Here is a 20409-nt window from a genome sequence, read left to right on the forward strand (position 1 = left end):
TTAGTAAGAGCGGATGTTATCGGCCAGCCAGAAGGCGAAGGTACGTTCCAGTAGTTCGCCGGTCGACTGATACCCGCCGGGTTTGATCAGGTAGGCATTGACACCCAGCTGATACGCTTTTCGAACATCGTTTGGGCTGTCGGACGTGCTGAATGCAATGATCGGTACCAGCCGGGTCCGACTGTTATTCCGAAGCTCCCGGATAACGTCGAACCCGTTCATGCCGTTCATGTTGATATCCATCAGAATCAGCCGGGGCAACCCATCGTTCTGCTCATCTGCCTCGCGCAGGTACTGCAACATTTCCGTACCGCTGTTCGCAATTTTATAGTCGATCGACTGTAATTTCTTGCGCATCAACCGGGCAAAGACGTCCGCTTCGTTGGCGTTGTCTTCGATGTAAAGTACGTCAGTCATTGGCAACCGCTACAGAATTCGGAAACGAAACCCAGAATGTAGTTTCGACGCCCGGCTTTGAGTTAAACCATATTTTGCCCTCGTGCCGGTCGATAATCCGTTTGACTACGGCAAGCCCGACCCCCGTTCCTTCGAACGACCGGGCGTTTTCCAGTCGTTTGAACAGATCGAACATACGATCGGCCTGTTTCATATCGAAGCCGATGCCGTTGTCGCTGACGTGGTATACGACGCTATCGTCCGTTACTTCTCCACTGATCTGAATCTGCGCGTCGTCGGCCGGGCGGGTGTACTTGGCCGCGTTGGTCAGCAAGTTCTGGAACACCTGCTGAACCATGGTCGGGTCGCCCTGAATCGGTGGCATATCGCCAAGCGTGATGGTCAGAGTACGGCCCCGTTCGTCGAGCAGTACATCCTCCCGCACCTGTTTCAGCAAGCCACTCATGTCGACCGACTGCCGCTTCAGTTCCAGCCGCCCCATCCGGGAATAGTACAGAATATGCCGGATCAACGAGCGCATCCGGTCCGACGAGTCGATAATTTTCTGGAGCAGGCCCCGTGCATCGTCATCGAACTCTTTGCCATATTCCTCGATCAGAATCTCCGAATAGCACCGAATGGACGACAGCGGGGTACGCAGGTCGTGCGAAACGGTGTAGCTGAACGCGTCGAGTTCGTCGTATGCTTCTTTCAGCAGGTTGTTCAACAGCCGCACTTCATTGGCCTGCTTGTTGACGACCTGCAGCACATCCTCGCGCAGTTTCAGCGCCGACGTGACATCGGTTTCCGACCATTCATCCGCCATTGCCCGGACGATTTCTACCCAGGCGGCAAAGCTTTCGCGGGGACTGATGCGCCGTTGGCCACCCGCATCGACCGACACCGGCTTCTCGGGATTACCGGCCCACGTCACCTGCTGCACCTGCTCCGGCCGGAACCAGAGCATGTATTCGTCCAGCTCGTGCGACAGCGTCACCGCCAGCAAGCCACTGGCCACGTTGGCAAACTCCAGGGCCGGCGGATAATGATCGACCAGTTTGTTGGTATTCCACACCGGATCACTGTCGACGGTCTTCAGCCAATCGGTCAGCGCCACGATTTCCTGTTCGTTGGGCGTTTTACCCGACTGATAAAACTGTCCGTTGAAGCGTAGCACCACGCCACCCGCTTCGACCAGATCAAGCACCGTGGTCGACTGCGTCGTCAACGCTTTGACCACGTCGGACTCCAGGACCAGCTGATCGTGCAGCACCCGGCTAACCTCGCGACTCCGGTCGCGTTGCAGGTGATTTTCTTCACCACGCCGAAACTCAAGTGCCGACGATAGTAGCTGACTCACGAACTGCGCCGTTTGCCGCACCGTATAGTCGACAAACCGGGGGGTGTAGTGGTGGCAGGAAATCAGCCCCCAAAGTTCACCCCGGTAGATCAGCGACAAACTCATCGAGGCCGATACCCCCATATTCTTGAGGTATTCGATGTGTACCGGCGACACGGCCCGTAAACCCGCATGCGTCATGTCGAGGGGTTTGTCGGCCGGCCATTCGGCGATCGTCAGAATGGGTGACGACTCACTATTGACATCGGCGATCAGCCGCACCAGGTTCTTTTTGTACAACTCCCGAGCCTGCCGGGGAATATCGGAAGCGGGGTAATGAAGCCCCAAAAACGGTTCGAGGTGCGGCTCCTTTACTTCAGCCACCACGATACCGTGCCAGTCGGAGCCGAACTGATACACCATTACCCGATCGAATCCAATAATTTCCTTGATGCGCCGGGCGGTATTTTCCAGCAGCGCCGACAAAGTCTGACTCGCCTGCACTTCGTTGAGCGCGTGTGACACCAGTTGCTGGTTGTACGGCAGCATCGACGCATCACCGACCGGCTCCCACTCCAGGACGATCATACCGTCGTATTCGTGCATAATCAGGTTCCAGACCTGCTCATTCAGCGACATACGGTACGGACTCAGCGTATCCCAGGACTGTTTGGTTTTTCCCCCGTCGAGCAGACTCGTCAGTGTCTCCGGCGACTCCCCGATCTGGCTAAACAGTTGCGTAACAGGTTTACCCAGCAGTTCCTCGGCCGACTGACTGAACAAGGCGGCAATGTTGGCACTTACGTGAACGATTCGGTAATCGTCGGGGCGGATAGCGACCAGGTAACCGTGCGACTGGATATGACCCAGAATATGAATGGGCTCCTGGTCACAGGTAATCAGGTCAGGGGTTGAGTAAATCACGAAGAAAGCGGCAAGTGCCCGTGCAGGCTGATATTGGTTACTCGTCAGAAGCGTTTCTCCTGAACGGCATAGCAATATAAGCAATTAGATCGGGATACGGGGGCTATCATCCCCCTGCCACCGGGATTGTTATCGTACGCCCGTTATAACCGCATATTGATGTGGCGTAGCCCAAACCGAACACCCAGATAGGTGTAGAGCACGATGAATCCCGATTCCAGACCGGCCTCCAGTTCGTGTGTCTCGTAGTAACCCGTCCGGTAATCGGTGATCCAGTTGCACAGACAGGCCACATAACCCAGCAGGCCGAGTACTGCGGCAAGCAAAACCGTACAGAACCATATAGTCACTCTCATGCGATCGATGTTGTTCAGGCTATTCATAGACAACCCAAACGCTTGTCGGTTTAATGAGCCTGCGACAGCCTAGTCGTTGGCAGGCAGATAAACGCTAAATGTGGCACCGACTTCCGGCTCACTCGTTGCGATTACCGCACCACCGTGGTTGCGAACTACCTTGTCGACTACGGCCAGTCCGATTCCGGTTCCGCCGTACTGACTACGGGCGTGCAGCCGCTGAAACACGTTGAAGATCAGGCTCGAATCTTTCTGTGCAAATCCAATGCCGTTGTCTATAACGTCGATTCGTACGTACCGGGGAGCCGCTTTCGTTGGGCGCACCGTCGACGGCAACTCGCTCGCAGACAGTGCTGTTACCCGGATCTGAATGTGGGGGGCCTGACCAGGTTTGCTGAATTTAAGTGCGTTGGTCAGCAGGTTGAGCATAAGCTGTTCCAGCTGCGTCGCATCGCCCTGTACAACCGGCAGCGGGTCGGCTTCGATCACGGCGTTTGACTCCAGCACCAGCATGTCGAGGGTTGTCAGGGTATTCTGCAAGACGTCATCCAGAGGGACCGGACAGAACGTGTCGCGCTGGGTAGTGATGCGCGAGTACGCCAGCAGGTCGCGGATGAGTACCGACATGCGCCGGGCGGCACTCTGCATCCGGTCCAGGTAATCGGCCGCCGGTCCCTCGGCGGGTAGCCCGCTGCTTTTGAGCAGATCGCCGAACGACTGAATCTTACGCAACGGCTCCTGCAGGTCATGACTGGCCACGTACGCGAACTGCTGTAGATTCTCGTTACTGCGAAACAGCTCCTGATTGAGTGCTTCCAGTTTGAGCTGCGTATTTTTCAATTCGGTAATGTCCAGAAACGACAGCACGATCCAGTCGCCGTGCCGCACGCCCTGCACCTCGTACCAGATGTCGTAGCCGTTGGCAGTGTAATGGTTGTGGTAGCGCATGGTTTCACCCGTTTCCGCCAGGTGTTTGTAGCGCGGCCATATGCCGGTTTTGTCGATACCGGGGAACGCCGTTCGCATGGTTTTACCCACCAGTTCAGCCGCCGACCGACCGGTCATCCGCTCGGCCATGTGGTTGATCAGTTCGTAGCGCATATCGACGAGCTCGCCCGTGGCCGGATCGCGTACGATGGCATACAACGCCATCGCTGTCAGGGCACTGTCGATAATGAATTTCAGCTGATCGGCCTGCTGCTGACGGGCCAGTGCGGTGACCTGCGCTGTTACGTCATGCATTGCGCCTACCATGCGTACGACCCGATCATGCTGCACAACCAGTTGCCCCCGGTCGTGTATGTACGCATAGGTACCGTCGGCTTTACGAAAGCGGTATTCACTCGTCCAGCTTGACCGGCATTCCCGGACAGCGGTATCTACACTGCTGATTACCCGTTGTCGATCATCGGGATGAATACGTTCGCGCCATTCAGCAGCACCCGGCTTCCAGTCTTTGGATTTGTAGCCAAACAGGCTAAACAGGCCGTCGCTCCACCATATCTGATCCGTCACGGGATTCCAGTCCCACACAGCATCATGCGTTATACGGGCCAGTATCCGGAACCGTTCGTAGTCGACAGTCGGGTCGCCAGCGTCGGATGAAATAAGCGCGTTGTCCATTAGCAATCAACTCGTCGCGGAGAAGTGTGACGCGAACGACGAGTTCTACATGACGAAACTACAATGCATTTTCTATTTCTGACTAATCTGTCTTGCTTCTGTGGTATACTCCGCAACCTGATGCTTCTTTCCGCAGTCCGGCGCATCGATTAGCCTGCGATACGTTAGCAATAACAATTTCTCGGATAAAATACAATACCTATCCCTAAAAGTGTGGCACATAATTTGTCAATATAATCTCCTAAAAATACACCTTTCACTCCGTAAAATGGCTAAATACGCACACTTAGTAAGCCCGGTCACCTGGATTTCATTGATGGTTCTTACTGCCGTCTACTCCTACTGCCTTTTCCGACTGGCTCGCTGGGTGTATTACCACGTCTAGCCGACATGGGTAGCCGGTGGCAGGTGGCTACCGACTACCCATGTTACCGATTATGGCTCATCCGTATTCCCCTATCTCCCGGCATACACTACTGGTGCTCAATCTCTTACATCGACCTGTTGGTAGTCCCTACCGTTTCCACTGACTAAGGGGCCGCACCGTTGGCCTGCTTACGGGGCTTTTCCGCTGTGGGATCAGAAAAACGGCTAGGGTCTGCCGCTGCCGGGCGGCTACGGTCAGTTCAAAACCAACCAACGCCGTTCCCGGATTAGGCGCATCATACGGCTGGGGCGGGTCAGTCGACCATGTCCGCAAGGTGACACCAGGGGGGGCCTGCACCAGCAGGGTTTTGCCATCTTTGGTCAGTTCGGCACGGTTACCGCCCAATAGCTTCACAGTAGCCGGCGTCAGCATCGTCCAGCGGACGGTTGCGTCAGCGGCTCCCCCTTCCAGTTCGTCCTGCACCACGACATACCGCTTTTTCACGATGGCCACGCCCCGCTCTGCGTGCGTCAGTGCGTCGCCGTATACCGCCGTAATATCAGTAGCAGCGCCCATGAAATCGGGGGTGTTTACCGTGCGGGTAATCGACGCCGACCCATCGACTTTTTGCAGGCTATTATTGACCGTCAGCGTATTGTGTACGAAATTATTGTAGCGAAATACCTGCCAGCGTTGCGAGTTTTGCTTCATATTCCACAGATCGACCTGCTTCGATTCCAGCGATTCGTACTCCTGCATCCCGAAGTCCATCGCCCAGCGCACGCCGTCGGCTTCCATGACAAACGAGCCGACGTCCATGTGTGCATGACTCAGTTTTGGACTTCCCCCTTTTAGCCCGATATACAGCGCCGACGGATCGGTCCACGACGTACGAAACAGCGCCACCGGATTGATACTCCGCCCCCACCAGGCCGTTTCGTGGGGCGGCCGCAGGCCAGCGATCGAAAGCTGACTCCCCCACAACAGTGCAGCGGGTAGTATGCGCGCGTTTTCCTGTTTCTGTAACTGGTTAAACGATTGCAGATAGCGTCGTTCTTCCCACAACCGGAAAGGCTGCTGCGTACGGGCGGCAAACCAGAACATAGCCGGTTGCAGTTCGCCCCGTTTTCGCGCATCGGCATAATTGAATACCTCCCCCGTTGGGCCGGTCATGTTTTCCATGTAAGCCGCCGTCTGCAAAAAACCGGGCTTGTCGGCTAATCCGAAACTGCTGCCGAACGCTTTTTCCAGGGCACTGATTAGCAATACGTTGAAGCCCGTACCATAGCCCCAGTAATTGTAACCTTCGGGGTACACACCATCGGGAGCATACTCATTCATCGGCAGGGCAACGCTGGTGATCGCACGGTTCAGCACCTGCCGGGCCAGTTGTGGCTGCGTCTCGTAAATAGCCAGGGCACCATAACTCATGCCGGCGTTGCAAACCTGATTCCAGTTGTTGGCCGATCGGAGCCAGCCGTTGTAGCGACTGTCCAGCGAAGGAGCCATTCCTTTCTCCTGAATCGCGTCGGCCACCAGTCGCCGGGTACTGTCGGGCAAGGTATCGTACAGCCAGTCGTAGCCGATCGCGGCAGCCATGGTCATCTCACCCACATCCAGAAAGTGCGACGGATTCCAGTCGCGGAATCGCGCAATTGCCCGGAGTTCGGCCTCCGCCCGGGTGCGGTAACGGGCCTCCTGCGTCAGTCGCCAGGCGTACGACAGGTAGAAGATTCGACGTAGTGCTTCGCGGGATGTTGCCAGCAGCCGCCGACCGATCTGTACCCGTTCGAGGGGCCTGGTCTTCAGCATCGTATCGCACTGCGCCAATACTGCCTGATGCAGGCGGGTCCAGGTGGTGTCGGCACTGATCTGCCGGCGCAGGCTTACTTCTTCACCCCGCAACAGGAGGATTCGGGGATGCGGGGGCAACGGAGTAGCTGCCGTCAGACTGTCATTCTGCGCTACAACCTGTCCAGCCAGCCCAAGCCACAACCCGCCGACCAGTAGCAATCTATAGCTGTTCTTCATCATGCTCACTGACTATTCGGTCCGGTGATTACGCTTGCTATCCGGATGTTTAGCCACGTAACGACTTAACTCACAACCTACCAGCAGGAACGCGCCGACACCAAAATTCGTGGTAGAAGCCGCGTTGACAACCTGCCCCGGAATGGCTTTTTCGCCGATGGGCTGCACGTACCCAACGGCCCCGTCGGGCTGTAGGGCTACCGTCGAGAGATATTTCCAGCTTTTGCGCACGGTGGGCAGGTACGTTTTGGCGTCGAGATAACCGTTGTTGATGCCCCACAGCAGGCCGTACGTAAAGAAAGCCGTGCCGCTGGTTTCGGGACCGGGTGCATGGGCGGGATCGAGCAGGCTGCGCGTCCAGTAGCCTTCGGGTTGCTGGCTCGTGCGAACGGCTTCGGCCAGGCCCTTGAATTTCTGCACGTAATCGGCCCGATGGGAATCGTTTTTGGGTAAGTCGGCCAGCACTTTTGCCAGTCCGGCCAGCACCCAGCCGTCGCCCCGCGCCCAGAAATCCTTGCCCCCATTGGCACTCTTGTGTTTGGGGTAAACGTATTTGGCATCGCGGTAATAGAATCCTGTTTCAGCGTCGTACATGATGCTGTTGGCGTAGGTGAAGTACTCGTGCAGCTTGTCGAGGTACTGCCGGTCGCCGGTCAGTTTGTAAAGCTTGGTCATCACCGGCATCACCATGTACAACCCGTCGGCCCACCACCAGTAGTCGTTGCGGGGCGTACTCATTTCGTAGCGCATCACCTCCTTGGCACGGGCCACCTTGTACGGCGCGGGCTGAATCGTGTTTAGGTCGAGGTAGGTCTGAAAACAGATTTGCCAGTCGCCGAAGAGTACGTAGTCGTCGGTTTCGCCGTAGCTGTATTTCCAGTTGGCCTTGTCGTCGGACTTCGCCCCCTTCCAGTCGTTGTGCTGCGCCCAGGCTTCGGAATACGCCCGATAAGCATCGTTTTTGGTCAGGAAGTAGGCTTCCATGTTGCCCGTGTGGTAGGCGGCATTGTCCCAGAAAGCCCGGCCGTGGTCCGGGTGCGTCTGCTGCCAGTGGTCGTTGACGCGCTGCACGATGGACAGCGCTTCGGCCTTGGTCGGCAACGGCTGGGCCACCAACTGATTCGTAACCAGCAGAATGACTAGCAGAACGGGAATGAAAGAGTGTTTATTCATAGATGATCTGGTGGGTATTTTATGTCATCCCGAGCCTGCGAGGGATGACATAAAACTGAGCATAATGAGGCTTTTAGTTGACGCACTACCATCACTTCATCAGCCGGACGTCGTAGATATTCCCGGCCGTAGCCCCTTTCGTAGCTTCGAAGCGGACGGTGATCGTGTCGGCCTGGCGCAGCGCATCGGGCAGGGCGTAATCTTCCTCGAAGAAGCTCGCGTTGGTCTCCTTTTCGAAGGCCACCGTTTTGAGCAGCGTCCCGTTCAGGTAAAGGTTGAACGATTGATTTTTGTCGGCCCCGTGGTAGGTCACGCGCAGTTTTTTAGCGGCTTTGTTTTTGTTCTTCAGGTCGTAGCTGAACCAGCCCGTTGCCCGGCGGAAGTGTACGTCGCGGAACACGCCCGTTTCGGTTTGTTCGCCCTGGAAGTTGTGATCCGATTCGGGTTGCTGCTCACCGGGAGCCACCTTGTCGACCGTCGTGCGTTCGAGGGTCAGCGTCAGCTCGTCGTTCTGGCGAAGCCGCCGTTCGGTGCTGTCGATACCGGCGGGGGTCGTGTAGGGCCAGTACACCACATAGCGGCTTTCCTGAATCTGGAAGAACGGCTGGAGGGTCAGGCCTTTGAATTTGTCCTGATGAATCAGCTTCGACACGGTGAACGTGAGTGGCTTCCCCGGAACGGCCTGTACCGCCGACGCAAAATCGGTGCGCGTACTGACCAGCAGCGGAGCCTGCGCCAACGGATACTGCGGCCCGCTTGCGATATGGCCCATGCGGCTGGCGTCGGCGTTGAGTCCGTCCAGCTTCTTATCGTCGGTGGCCGCGCCCAGCACGATCGGACCATGCAGAAACGACACCCAGGCCGACGAATCGGGCAGTACTTCGGCGGTGGTGGTCATGGGCAGACTGAGCGTCACCCGATCGCCGGTTTTCCAGGTCCGGTCGACCGTAACGTACGATTGGGCATCGGGGCCGGCGGCAACGACTTTGTTGTTGACCAGCACCTGCATGCCGTTGGCCCAGGCGGGCGCGCGCAGTTTCAGCGCGAAGCGGGCGGGCTTTTTCAGCCGCAGTGTCAGATCAGTTTTCTCGGTGAAGGGAAAATCAGTCTGCTGTATCAGGGTCAGTCCTTTGTCGGCCCAGGTCAGCGTCGACGGGATAAACAGATTGACGTACAGGTCGCTGGCGTGCTGACCGATGCCGTGGGCGTAGATCAGCTTGCCGTACTTGCCGTGGTTTTCCATGCCCGACCCCACGCAGCACCAGAAGCCGTCCTGCGGTTGCGAGTAGACCCGGTAATGCTGCGGCCGCATGGGCGTGAAGTACACAAACCCGCCCTCCACCGGCCGCTGCGACGACAGGATGTGGTTATACAGCGTTCGTTCGTAATAATCGATGTACCGGGCCGAAGGTCGATCCAGAAACAGGTCTTCCGTCAGCTTCAGCATGTTGTAGCTGTTGCAGGTTTCGGGACCCTCCACCGAATTGACCATCGAGCTGAAATTGGTGGCGGGGTGAAAATGCTCCCGAACACTGTTGCCACCGATGGATACCGTGCGGTGCTTCACGACCGTTTGCCAGAAAAAATCAGCAGCGTCGGCCCAGGCTTTGTCGTTGGCCTGATCGGCGACGCGCAAATACCCGATCACTTTGGGAATCTGCATGTTGGCGTGCAGGCCATTGAGTTTATCCTGACTGGCCAGCAGGGGTGTCAGCGTCGACCGGTCGGAGAAACGCCGGGCCAGCGAGAGGTATTTGCGGTTACCCGTCATGCCGGCCACGTCGGCAAAGATTTCGTTGAGTCCGCCGTGTTCCGACCGGAGCATATCCTGTAGCTGCGCTTCCGTGAGGTTGGCGGTCGTAGCCTGCATCCAGTCGGTCAGTCGGATAAGCATGGTTTTGGCACGTTGGTTACCCGCCAGCCGGTAGGCATCGCGCAGCCCGGCGAAGAGCTTGTGGATGTTGTAGAGCGGCACCCACTTTTTGTTGAGCGAAAACGTACCCGCGTCGATATGGCCCTGCGCGATTTCCCGCCACATGGCTTTACCGCCGGGAATACCGCCCACGTACCCGTCGCCACTGCGCTGCTGACAGGTGTCGAGTACGCTGACCATGTACGTCAGCCGCTGCCGGGCTTCGGGGCTACCGGTGGCTGCGACCATCTGTGCCAGCGCCGTTAAGTAATGCCCGCCGATGTGGCCGTCGAGACCGGTATTTTCCCAGTTTTCGTAAGACGCCACCAGCGACGGCAGTCCCGCTTCCCGCCGGAAGGGAGCCAGCAGCCGGTCGGGGTTCAGCTTGAGCATGTAATCGAGGTCGGTTTGCTGGGCGACCTGAAAAGGGCCGGGCAGCAATCGTACGGTCGACAGCGGAAAGGTAGCCAACTGCCGCCGTTGCCCGAACGTACCCACGCTAAGGACGCACAGCCCCAGCAGCAACAAGAAACGAACCGGTTTTTTATGCATGACGGTTAAAAAGGCCGTGTCAGTCAACACGGTGGGTTTGACGATTAGTCAGTAATTGATGAGCGAATTTCACCCGCGTTCTACCCGTTTTTCCGTCGGATTCGGTCTGTCCAGCAACTGATAACCTTCGCATTTTTGTTATTCCGAGCCTGCAAGAAATCTTCAGCAAGAGAAAGTAAGCCCCCCTGCTAGAGAAGATTCCTCGCAAGCTCGGAATGACAAAAATCCTAATCAATTATCTGAAAATCAGTCATTTGACTGTATAGTTAATATCCCAACTACTTACCCAGCTTAACGGGTTTGATGCCTTCCAGCGTAGGCTGCACTTTTTTGATGCTGCCGTCGGCATTGAATTCAAGTTTGTCGATGCAGGTTTCGCGGTGATACCCCGCCGACTCGCCCATGTTGATGCCGTTGGGGTAGTTGAAGCGGTGGTACACAATGTACCACTCGTCCCGGCCTGGATTGGCTTTGTTAGGCAGTTGCAGTACCGAGTTATGCCCCGCGCCGTAGATGCCCCGCTCTTTGTCTTTTTCCAGCACCACGTTGTTGGCCGGTACGGTGATCTTGCCCAGGGGCGTGTCCGACGTACCGTACCGAACCCGGTAGTTAGGGCTGCGCGTGTCGTCTTCCGACCAGAAGAAGTAGTACTTGCCGTTGCGGTAGATCACGTAGGTACCCTCGCGGAAGGTGTTATCGGGCGTCATCACCTGCTGCGTACCGGGCTTGATCGACGTCATGTCGTCGTTCAGCTCGGCCCCGGCCATGTAGCCATTGCCCCAGTAGAGATAGCTTTTGCCCGTTTTCGGATCGGTAAATACATCAGGATCGATCTCCTGCCCGCCTTTGATGCCTTCCGGCTTACTGTCGATGAGCGGCTTACCCGAATCGGTGAAGGGGCCGGTCGGGTTGTCGGCCGTGGCCACGCCGATTTTCTGAGCAGCGGTGAAATAGTAAAAGTACTTGTACTGCCCGTTCACCTGCTTCTCCACGATGCAGGGAGCCCAGGCGTTGCGGTTGGCCCAGCTCACGTCTTTACCCAGCGTCAGGATCGTCCCCTCGTCGCGCCAGTCGACCAGGTTATCCGACGAAAAGGTTTTGAAGTACTTGCCCGACCAGTTGTCGAACCCGTCGGACGTCGGATAGAGGTAAAACTTGTTCGTCTTTTTGGCGTACAGAATCTCCGGGTCAGCGAAGAAACCGGGCAGTACAGGGTTGTTCGTCGTGGCCCACTGCTTCGTCAGCGCGCGCAATTCGGTGGTCGTGATGGGCAGCACCGTGCCGTGGCGGGGGGTGAAATTCATCGACACCTGACCGTCGATTTTCTTGAAGTTTATCAGATCGGTGCTTTCCGTGAATTCGTAGCGACCCTTGGTGTACACGTCGTACATCAGCACCCACTTGTCCGAGTTGTTGAGTTTGAACACGCCCGCGCCTTCTACGGCATCGGTGGTCTGTTGCAGGTACGGATCGGGCGTCGGCGGGGTGTACGGGCCAGTCAGATTAGTCGCCAGCAACTGCTTGATGCCATTGCCCGAGCCTTCGGTTTTGTAGAACAGGTGGTACTGGCCATCCTTGCGGATGATGTCGGCGTCGATGCACGACTTATTGCCGGGACTGGCGTACAACACCTTCGGCTCGGTTTCCAGATCGGTAAAATCGGCGTTGGCGTAGGCGTAATAAAATACGTCGGGGTCGTTCCCTTTACGCATCGACCAGTAGATGAGGTACTTTTTCTGCTGCGGGTCGTAGATCGTCTGCGGTGCCCACACCCGGTTGACGCCCGCCCACTGCGGAAAGCGCGTCGGCACGTGGATTTTGCTCGATTGCCAGTGCGTAAGGTCTTTCGACTTCAGCAGCACCATGCCCTCGTTAGGTCCCCAGCCGTTTTTGGCCACGTGCATATCCGTGACGACCATGTAGAACATCCCGTTTTCGGCGCGCAGGATATGCGGGTCGCGTACCCCGCCCGACGCGCTGATGTCGGCCGACGACAGGATGGGCTGGTTGTAATTCAGGGCTTTGTAATTCAGCCCGTCTGAACTGGTGGCGAAGCGGATGGCTTCCTCGGTGGGGCCGTTACCGGTGAAATAAACGAACAGATAGGCGGCATACGGGTCGCGCTTGCCCTTGTTTTGCGCGTGGGCGGTAAGGGTAAACAGACAAAAAAGGCCAAGCAGCCAACGGCAGGATGAGAACGAAAATCGAATCATTCGGATCAGAAAAACGGTAAACTAGTGGGTGATTAACGAATGGAATAAAGCCCCGACGCGTGGGCGGGCAGCGTCACCGAAAAGGTCGTTTCGGCCTTACCCAGCGATTTTCCGGTCCACAGGTTCGTAACCCTGGCCTGCTTGCCGACACCCAGTTCCGCCAGGTTGACCGACACAGTGGCGGGTTCCTTGCTGTCGGAGATGTTGAACAGGGCCAGGTAGCGTTCGCCCGTTTTGGGATTGCGCGAGGTGACGGCGACTTTACCATCCCGCTGAAACAACTGCCGCACGTCGGTGCTTTCACGGTGCATGGCCAGCACAGCCTTGTTGGTGAGCAGCGAGGTCGTGAAGGGATCAAGGCTCGGCAGGTCACCACCAAACATTAGGGGGGAACGGAAGATGGTGAAGAACGTCATCAGCGATACCTGCTCGTCCTGGGTCAGACGGGTTTGCCGGTCCTTTCCCCGTTCACCCCGGATCGAAATACGGCCCAGCGGAATCATATCGCAGTCGGGCCAGGTGCCAGGTTTTATGTAGGCGTACCACGGCTCGGCGACTTTCATCAGGTGAGTCAGGTGCGGCCACGTATCCCAGACGTCATCGACCATGCGCCACATATTGGCGTGGGTACTTACGTGTTCGGCTTTGCTGACGGGGGTTTCACCCGGCGAGGTGCTCAGCACGATGGGCCGCCCTGTACGGTCGATAGCCTTGCGAATCAGTTCGATTTCGGCCTGATGATAGGGTCGCGACAGGTCATCGATCTTGATAAAATCGACACCCCACGACGCGTACAGGTCCATGATTGAGTTGTAGTATTCCTGCGCACCGGGCTTGTCGGCCACGACCGTGTAGTTGTCCCGCAGCCATTCGCACTGCATGGCCGTGGTGTAAATCTGGTCGGCGGTAACGGACGTACCCTTAATGGGCAGCTTCTTCGCGACGGCTTCCTTGGGAACACCCCGCATGATGTGAATGCCGAATTTCAGGCCTTTGCCATGCACGTAGTCGGCCAGCGGTTTGAAGCCCTTCCCCCCCGCTGCCGACGGGAACCGGTTCACGGCGGGCAGGTAGCGGCCGTATTCGTCCAGCACGTAGCGAGGATCGGTCTGGTTGTAGCCGCCGGCTTTGTCGTTCTCCACAAACCAGCGAATGTCGACCACTACGTACTGCCAGCCGTACGACTTCAGGTTGGCAGCCATATAGTCGGCGTTGGCTTTTACTTCGGGCTCGGTGATGGTGGGGCCGTAGGCGTCCCAGCTGTTCCAGCCCATGGGTGGTGTCTGCGCCCACTGCCGGAAATCAGACTGGGCATAGAGTTGCGTAACGGTAGCCGCAAAAAGCAGGGTGAGGAGTAGGTTTTTCATTCGCACTGTGCAGCCGTTTTATAGCAATGCCCAACCAGGTTTTCATCAGGTAGCCGTCCGGTCCGATCGTATTGACCGACTACGGGCAAACGTCCTGAAATAAACGAAGACCCTGGAAAAGCGCGTCTACAGCAGCACGAAATTATTAGACAAAAGCTAGTTTTTTTGACACAAATCAAACCAGTACTGAGCCTTTTTTGACGAGTGTATCACACTTCAGCGTCAAAGCCGGGTAAAAAACTGCGCACCTGGCCTATCTATCTATCTTATTACTGCGTCCTTCCCTGCCTTCCAGCAACCTGGTTTTTCACTGATAGGCTACTCTCGCTCCATCATCCCCCAGGCCCATCGATCGGCTTCATCGTAGGTTAGCTGGTGCGTAAGCAGCGACTCGTAAATCGTCAGAACGGCTTCAACAGTTACTACCATTGTTGTTTAAATCTGGTGTACGGTTGACCATATAGTAAGCGGATTCCACGAAAATCGATGGCATAGCCAGGTTACAGAGTCAGCAAGCTATCTATCGTTCGTATCAAATTTGTTCTATGAATACGTAATCTTTTCGTTGATGTTTCAGCGTCACTATCTTCGAAAAGAAGTTTACCCTGGCGGTCATAAATCCGCGTCACGGGTATTGCGTTAAACGTGAATAGCTGCTTCAATTCGTCAGCGGCCTTTGTATCGGTCAGCCGGGCACTGCCGTTTTCAATCTGGTAAGGCGAACGGGTACCGATTAGCACAGGAAACGAAAAATCCGTCAGCTTACTATGCTTGAATGCCTTCCTGTATACGTCGCTACTATCGCTCGCAGGCGACGAAAAGCGCGTTAATTCTTCCTCCGTGTTAAGCGCCAGCGTTACAAATGAAACCTGCGGATTGCTCTTGTAGTGCGCGTATACAGCCTGTACTTCCGGCAACTCGGCTAGGCACGGTCCGCAGAAAATTGACCATATCGACACGAACGCAACTTTGTTTTTCGCTGCGGCTCGCAGATCGACCGTATCAGCCTGAAACTGTTTCGCTTTAAAAGCAGGAACCTGCGTTTCGACGGAACGGGTGCAGCCAGTTATGACCAGTAATGCGTTAATCAACAAAACGTATAGCCTTTTCATGGAATGACTCAGATACACAAACGATGTAAACGCTATTCGTCAGGTCTAGCTGTGTAGGATTCTGAATACCTGCTTAGCCTTGTTGTCGGCAACGATCTTATGACTGGACAATGCACTTAGCTGTTAATCGCGATTCATTCACCGCACTATCCCAGTACCTCACCGCTCGACTAGACTGGGTGTTTTTGCCAATGCTTTAGCTCCTCGTCAATGAAGTGAGTCACCAGGGTACGATAAAGTCCTTCGATCACGTCCGGATTCAACCCCTGCTCCTGCGCCCACTCCCGGCGCTGAGCCAGCATAGCCGCAAACCGTTCCGGTGCCCGTACTGCTGTTTCATCCGTCTTGGATTTGGCGGCTGCTTTGACATACTCGAACCGCTGCGCCCATAGCCCGATTACTTCCTGATCGATTGAATCAATAGCTTGCCGGATATCAGCCATATCCTGACAGGCTGCCGGCGGTTTACCATGAACATTCATACGCGTTTTGTTTTGCGATCAAACCAGCTAAATGCCTCTGTACCCTTTGCTGTTGCGGCAAGTATACGTCAATCAACTGTACCGCCGGTACCATCGCCGTGTAAATGGAGTCGAAACCGGCCCTTCTGCTTGCTAACCCCACAGCTTGGAAACGACATAGCCTGTGCGCAAACCAACGATCCGGGTCACACACAGGCTATGTCGTTACGCTTGTTCGGCTGGCTCAGTGCTTTTCTTCCTTTCTGAACTCATCAATGCCGAGCCACTCTTTGTCGGCTTCGCCATCGCCGTTGTCGAGACTGATTTGCCGGACGAGGATGTACTGCTTATCGTCGAGATCGTCGTTGTCCTTCGGCTTACCCATGAAGGGGATTTTCTCCGCTTTACTGGCCATGTTTCCCTCGTCGTAGCCAAGAAATTGCCACAGCGATTCGTCGGACTGCCGCACTAAAAAATCTCCTTCTGTCAACTTCTCCATAGGTTTCGTTCGACTAATTATGCCTGGATGCTCGAAAAACCAGGCGTTCGCGTGATTGTTCGGACCGTCCATCGATCAAGGGATCGACCCGGCATACCGCTCAGCTTCACCTTACGGCAATCGAGCCTCCCTAAACAACCTACCGGGGGGCTGGGACGGACAGCCGCTGCCGGGGTATATAAACCCATCGATTCAGACAGGCAGATAAACCCGAAAGTCGGCCCCCTTGCCGGGCTGACTGCTGGCCGTAATCAACCCTTTGTGATTGAACGCCACCCGCTGACAGATCGCCAGCCCGATACCCGTACCGGGATAATGGTGCTGCCCGTGTAGCCGCTGAAAGATGCCAAAAATTCGTTCGGCATACTTCTGCTCGAAACCGATTCCTTCGTCACTGACCCGAATACAGCAGTAGTCGGCAGCCGCAGCCGGGGTTTGTAGCTGAGCAGGTAACTGCCCCCCGGCTACCGATTCGCACCCGATACGGATGTGCGGAGATTTTCCACTGCCAACGAACTTGATACTGTTGGCGATTAATTGCTCGAACAGCTGTTCGAGTTGCGACGCGTCGCCATGTATGGTGGGGAGCGGCTCGACCTCGACACGGGCACCAGACCGATGAATGGCAGTTTCCAGCCGGATCAATGCTTTGTTGATAACAGTCGTTATTGACACCGGTTCTTTTTTTTGCTGATGGACCGTCAGCCGGGAATAACCCAGTAATGCCTTGAGTGAACCGGACAGTCGATTGGCGGCCTGCTGCATCCGGTCGAGGTACACCCTGCCGTCCCCTATTCGTTCGCCGTACTTACTGACCAGCAGATCGCTGAGCTGCTGAATTTTTCGCAGCGGCTCCTGCAAATCGTGCGAGGCCACAAAGGCAAATTCCTGTATGTTGTGCGTCAGTCGGTTCAGGTCTTGCGCCAGCATGTCGAGGTGCTGTTGATCCTGACGGTGCTGGGTCTGGTCTTCGTAGGTTACCAGCAGAAACGTCCCTGCCCGCACTAGCCGAAAGGTCGCGTACCGTAACCGTCCGTCAATAGCACGCGATTCGCTCCCCTGGTAGACCTCTCCGGTCAGAAGCACCTGCCGAACATGGGCATACAACGGCGTCGACTGCCAGCCGGGTGCCAGCTGACCGATCAGCTGCCCACTCAGTTCGGCCGCCGATTTCCGCCGTAACTGGGCATACGTTTCATTGCAGCGCACCACGCGCAGGTCGACCAGTTGCTGCTTGTCCATGACCGGCTCCAGCAATACGGCCCCGCCGGGTGCGTGCGTAATCAGTTCCTCGATCAGTTGTTGCTGCTCGGTTTGTAGCTGCTTCTGTAGCGTAATGTCCTGATAGGTAACCATGACCCCTCCACTGATGCGCACGATGACCACTTGCCGCCAGATGCCGTAGTCCGGATAAAAATGCTCGCCCTGATGGGATTCGTGCGTCAGATACACCTGCCGGTACGTAGCATACAGCCCAAACGAGTCGGTTGGCGGGTAGAGTTCGCGCAGTGTTTTGCCGATCACCTGCTCGCGGGACAGGCCATTGATCGTCAGGCCCGCTTCGTTGATGGCGACAAAGCGAAAGTCGATTAGTTCCTGGTTGGTGTCCAGCACCGCTTCGTAGACAGTAATCCCGTTCAGGCAGGCATTGAATGAATTTTCCAGTACCTGTAGCCGGCTCACCTGCTCGACCGGCTGCATTGGCGTTACCGCCGGTGAGGCCGTTACGAGTACCCCGTCCGACAAGGGAATCAGGGTTAGTTCGTAGACCTGCCCCGACTGGGTGGCATTTTGTAGCAGCGTCGCCCGGCAGTACGCCTGTTGTTGCTGCGTAAGTACGTCCCTGAACTGCTCGAAAAGCGCCTGCTGTTCGGCAATGGGCGTGAACTGCCGAAAAGACTGTCCTGTCGCATCAGCTGGGCAGTCGAGCAACTGCCTGAAGCGGGGGCTCATCATGGAGCAGCGAAAGTCGATGATCGACTGTTGATCCGAGCCAATAGCCGCAAATAAGGCGACACCCTGAGCAGTCGACAGGTCTAAGGTCGCCCGTAAGTTCGTTACGGTGAATTCGGAACTGTTCATAGTATGGAAACGGTAGGCAACTAGTTGTATCAGCAATCGACCACACCCACACTTCCTTAACAGTCAACTCTTTATGTGATCCTATGCGAATATACTTACTTTCGAAAAAAGTAGTCGAATTAAGTGTATTTACTCAGTTGGGCGCAGTTGCACGCAGGCTGCTGTTTTAGGTGGAGCGTACGAAAACGAAAGCCAGCCGTTACGGGTGTGCCCGCTATAGTACCCCGCCTTTCACCACTACCCTTTTCTGACGGGTATCTACGCAGGCAACCAGCATTTCTATCGATGTTGTGCTATTGCCGTAAGAAACCCGTATACTGCACGTTTCTTTTACCGTACCATACAGTCGTTGCGGAGTTGAGACCGCCTGAGCGCGAAAATTTACCAGCGACCAAGTAAGTAACTCTGATTGTCAGCTAGTTATAAAGTACGATATGTTTGAACAGACATTCAAGAATGTAGACGACAACTCCCTATGCAACCAGTGGTAGTCGTTCATGGTTGTTAGGGAGCGTAACCAATAGCAACCTTCGTGCTTTCCGGTACCGACTGACATCAAGGCCGTGTAGATACCCTCAGCACGCGGCTGTCCCTGTGCCACGAAACGGGTTGGTAACAAACGAAATCAGCCACTTACATTGAATGTAAGTGGCTGATAATTAGTGTCGGGGTGGCAGGATTCGAACCTACGACCTCCTGCTCCCAAAGCAGGCGCGATACCGGGCTACGCTACACCCCGAAGGTAGTTATTGTCCCGGCGGAGAGAGAGGGATTCGAACCCTCGGTACCGTTGCCAGTACGACAGTTTAGCAAACTGTTCCTTTCGGCCACTCAGGCATCTCTCCGTGACTTCATGACCGTTTCGTTGTCGATCAATCAGGTCACAAAGGTAGGAGTCTTTATTGGTTATGCAACCCGTCAGCCTAAAAAATCTTTACACTTTTTGTACTTTCGTCCACCCCCTAACGCTGCCTACTGACGCAAATTGGTCAGAATCAGGCAAATTCCGCTCGCAATGAACTGGCTATATTCCCTGTCGTCACTCGATTTTTTTTTGATCGGCGGCTTTATTCTTCTCTACGGCGGCTACATTTTTCGCATTGTCTGGCTGGCAAGGCACCTCAATACGTCGGCCTGGGGGGTAATTCCGAAGTTTTTTCTGCGCGGTATTTACTTCGCTCTGCTCATGATTGCGCTGATGGGGCCCTCGTTCGGCGATACCGAACGGAACCTGACCGCCACGGGCCACGACATCTACCTGCTTATCGACGTATCGCGGTCGATGGGGGCGGGCGACATTATCCCGACCCGGCTCGAACGCGTCAAGTACGACGTTCAACACCTGGCCGATACACTCCCCGCCGATCGGTTCGGCCTGATCCTGACGGCGTCGCGCTCGTTTGTGCTGTCGCCCCTGACCAACGACCACAATGCGTTCAATCAACTCGTTCGAACCGTTCGTCCTGATCCGCTGGGGGGCGGCACCGACCTGTGCGCGGCTCTGGAGCTGGCCCGGCAGAAATTCCTGACTGATTCGACCACCCGCCAACGAGCGCGGGCCCTGATCCTGTTCAGCGATGGCGAAAACTTCAGCACCTGCGAAAACAACACCCTGTCCCGGCTGCGGGCGGCTGGTCTGTCGCTGACGACGGTTGGCGTCGGTACGGAAGCGGGCGCGTCGATTCAGGAGGGGAACGGCTATGTGCGCGATGACGCGGGGGAGATTGTACGATCGCAGTTGAACCGACCGTTTTTACAGAGTCTGGCCCGCGACGGGCGCGGTCAGTATGTCGAGGTCGACCGGAGCGGACAGTACATCAATGAGCTGGCGGGCTGGCTTCGTTCGCAGCGGGGTCGTACCTTCGATCTAAATCGGGTATCGGCGTCGGCCAACAAGTACGATTACTTTCTGCTGGCCGCCCTGGTTCTGGTTGCCCTCGATCTGGTCGTCACGTTCCGTACGTTTCGCCTGTAGCCGGCATACGGTTTACGGTACTCAGTA

The 20409-nt window shown here is 55.9% G+C and carries 14 protein-coding genes and 2 tRNA genes; 1 reads left to right on the forward strand and 15 read right to left on the reverse strand.

The window, feature by feature from the left end; genetic code table 11:
- From CLV58_RS21240 to CLV58_RS21310, 15 genes are all read right to left on the reverse strand, one after another.
- Window positions 1-417, reverse strand: coding sequence for a response regulator (locus CLV58_RS21240; RefSeq protein WP_106139846.1), 417 nt, complete (start codon window positions 415-417; stop codon window positions 1-3).
- On the reverse strand, window positions 410-2659 hold the full coding sequence (locus CLV58_RS21245; protein ID WP_106139847.1) for an ATP-binding protein: 2250 nt from the start codon (window positions 2657-2659) through the stop codon (window positions 410-412). The genes CLV58_RS21240 and CLV58_RS21245 overlap by 8 nt, the downstream gene beginning before the upstream one ends.
- A gap of 143 nt (window positions 2660-2802) precedes the next feature.
- Window positions 2803-3015, reverse strand: coding sequence for a hypothetical protein (locus CLV58_RS21250; RefSeq protein WP_146141497.1), 213 nt, complete (start codon window positions 3013-3015; stop codon window positions 2803-2805).
- Between the two features lie 69 nt (window positions 3016-3084).
- Complete coding sequence (locus tag CLV58_RS21255) at window positions 3085-4638, reverse strand: sensor histidine kinase (protein ID WP_106139849.1); 1554 nt, start codon at window positions 4636-4638, stop codon at window positions 3085-3087.
- Between the two features lie 514 nt (window positions 4639-5152).
- On the reverse strand, window positions 5153-7039 hold the full coding sequence (locus tag CLV58_RS21260) for a heparinase II/III domain-containing protein (RefSeq protein WP_245882405.1): 1887 nt from the start codon (window positions 7037-7039) through the stop codon (window positions 5153-5155).
- Window positions 7040-7048: 9 nt separating this feature from the next.
- Complete coding sequence (locus CLV58_RS21265; RefSeq protein ID WP_106139850.1) at window positions 7049-8209, reverse strand: glycoside hydrolase family 88/105 protein; 1161 nt, start codon at window positions 8207-8209, stop codon at window positions 7049-7051.
- Window positions 8210-8300: 91 nt separating this feature from the next.
- Entirely contained in the window at window positions 8301-10673 is a 2373-nt protein-coding gene (locus tag CLV58_RS21270) for a glycoside hydrolase family 127 protein (RefSeq protein WP_106139851.1), read from the reverse strand.
- A gap of 278 nt (window positions 10674-10951) precedes the next feature.
- Entirely contained in the window at window positions 10952-12886 is a 1935-nt protein-coding gene (locus CLV58_RS21275) for a glycoside hydrolase family 43 protein (protein WP_106139852.1), read from the reverse strand.
- A gap of 32 nt (window positions 12887-12918) precedes the next feature.
- Window positions 12919-14253 (reverse strand): glycoside hydrolase family 27 protein, encoded by a 1335-nt coding sequence (locus CLV58_RS21280; protein WP_106139853.1) that lies wholly within the window; start codon window positions 14251-14253, stop codon window positions 12919-12921.
- 500 nt (window positions 14254-14753) lie between these two features.
- Window positions 14754-15383 (reverse strand): TlpA family protein disulfide reductase, encoded by a 630-nt coding sequence (locus CLV58_RS21285; protein ID WP_146141498.1) that lies wholly within the window; start codon window positions 15381-15383, stop codon window positions 14754-14756.
- A 152-nt stretch (window positions 15384-15535) separates the two neighbouring features.
- Window positions 15536-15847, reverse strand: a complete 312-nt coding sequence (locus CLV58_RS21290; RefSeq protein WP_106139855.1) for an isochorismate lyase — start codon at window positions 15845-15847, stop codon at window positions 15536-15538.
- 223 nt (window positions 15848-16070) lie between these two features.
- Entirely contained in the window at window positions 16071-16325 is a 255-nt protein-coding gene (locus tag CLV58_RS21295) for a hypothetical protein (RefSeq protein WP_146141499.1), read from the reverse strand.
- Window positions 16326-16517: 192 nt separating this feature from the next.
- Window positions 16518-18407, reverse strand: coding sequence for a sensor histidine kinase (locus CLV58_RS21300; RefSeq protein WP_106139857.1), 1890 nt, complete (start codon window positions 18405-18407; stop codon window positions 16518-16520).
- 665 nt (window positions 18408-19072) lie between these two features.
- Window positions 19073-19146 (reverse strand) — tRNA-Pro (locus CLV58_RS21305).
- A gap of 19 nt (window positions 19147-19165) precedes the next feature.
- Window positions 19166-19252 (reverse strand) — tRNA-Ser (locus tag CLV58_RS21310).
- 170 nt (window positions 19253-19422) lie between these two features.
- On the opposite strand from CLV58_RS21310, the gene CLV58_RS21315 reads away from it, so the two are divergent.
- Window positions 19423-20382, forward strand: coding sequence for a vWA domain-containing protein (locus CLV58_RS21315; RefSeq protein ID WP_106139858.1), 960 nt, complete (start codon window positions 19423-19425; stop codon window positions 20380-20382).
- Window positions 20383-20409 lie beyond the last annotated feature (27 nt).

The sequence above is a fragment of the Spirosoma oryzae genome (genome assembly GCF_003002825.1).
GTDB lineage: Bacteria > Bacteroidota > Bacteroidia > Cytophagales > Spirosomataceae > Spirosoma > Spirosoma oryzae.

Coding starts and splice junctions, on each gene's coding strand:
- CLV58_RS21255 (WP_106139849.1), bottom strand. CDS start 4,638: ATGGACAACGCGCTTATTTCATCCGACGCTGGCGACCCGACTGTCGAC.
- CLV58_RS21260 (WP_245882405.1), bottom strand. CDS start 7,039: ATGATGAAGAACAGCTATAGATTGCTACTGGTCGGCGGGTTGTGGCTT.
- CLV58_RS21265 (WP_106139850.1), bottom strand. CDS start 8,209: ATGAATAAACACTCTTTCATTCCCGTTCTGCTAGTCATTCTGCTGGTT.
- CLV58_RS21275 (WP_106139852.1), bottom strand. CDS start 12,886: ATGATTCGATTTTCGTTCTCATCCTGCCGTTGGCTGCTTGGCCTTTTT.
- CLV58_RS21290 (WP_106139855.1), bottom strand. CDS start 15,847: ATGAATGTTCATGGTAAACCGCCGGCAGCCTGTCAGGATATGGCTGAT.
- CLV58_RS21270 (WP_106139851.1), bottom strand. CDS start 10,673: ATGCATAAAAAACCGGTTCGTTTCTTGTTGCTGCTGGGGCTGTGCGTC.
- CLV58_RS21295 (WP_146141499.1), bottom strand. CDS start 16,325: ATGGAGAAGTTGACAGAAGGAGATTTTTTAGTGCGGCAGTCCGACGAA.
- CLV58_RS21280 (WP_106139853.1), bottom strand. CDS start 14,253: ATGAAAAACCTACTCCTCACCCTGCTTTTTGCGGCTACCGTTACGCAA.
- CLV58_RS21250 (WP_146141497.1), bottom strand. CDS start 3,015: ATGAGAGTGACTATATGGTTCTGTACGGTTTTGCTTGCCGCAGTACTC.
- CLV58_RS21240 (WP_106139846.1), bottom strand. CDS start 417: ATGACTGACGTACTTTACATCGAAGACAACGCCAACGAAGCGGACGTC.
- CLV58_RS21300 (WP_106139857.1), bottom strand. CDS start 18,407: ATGAACAGTTCCGAATTCACCGTAACGAACTTACGGGCGACCTTAGAC.
- CLV58_RS21315 (WP_106139858.1), top strand. CDS start 19,423: ATGAACTGGCTATATTCCCTGTCGTCACTCGATTTTTTTTTGATCGGC.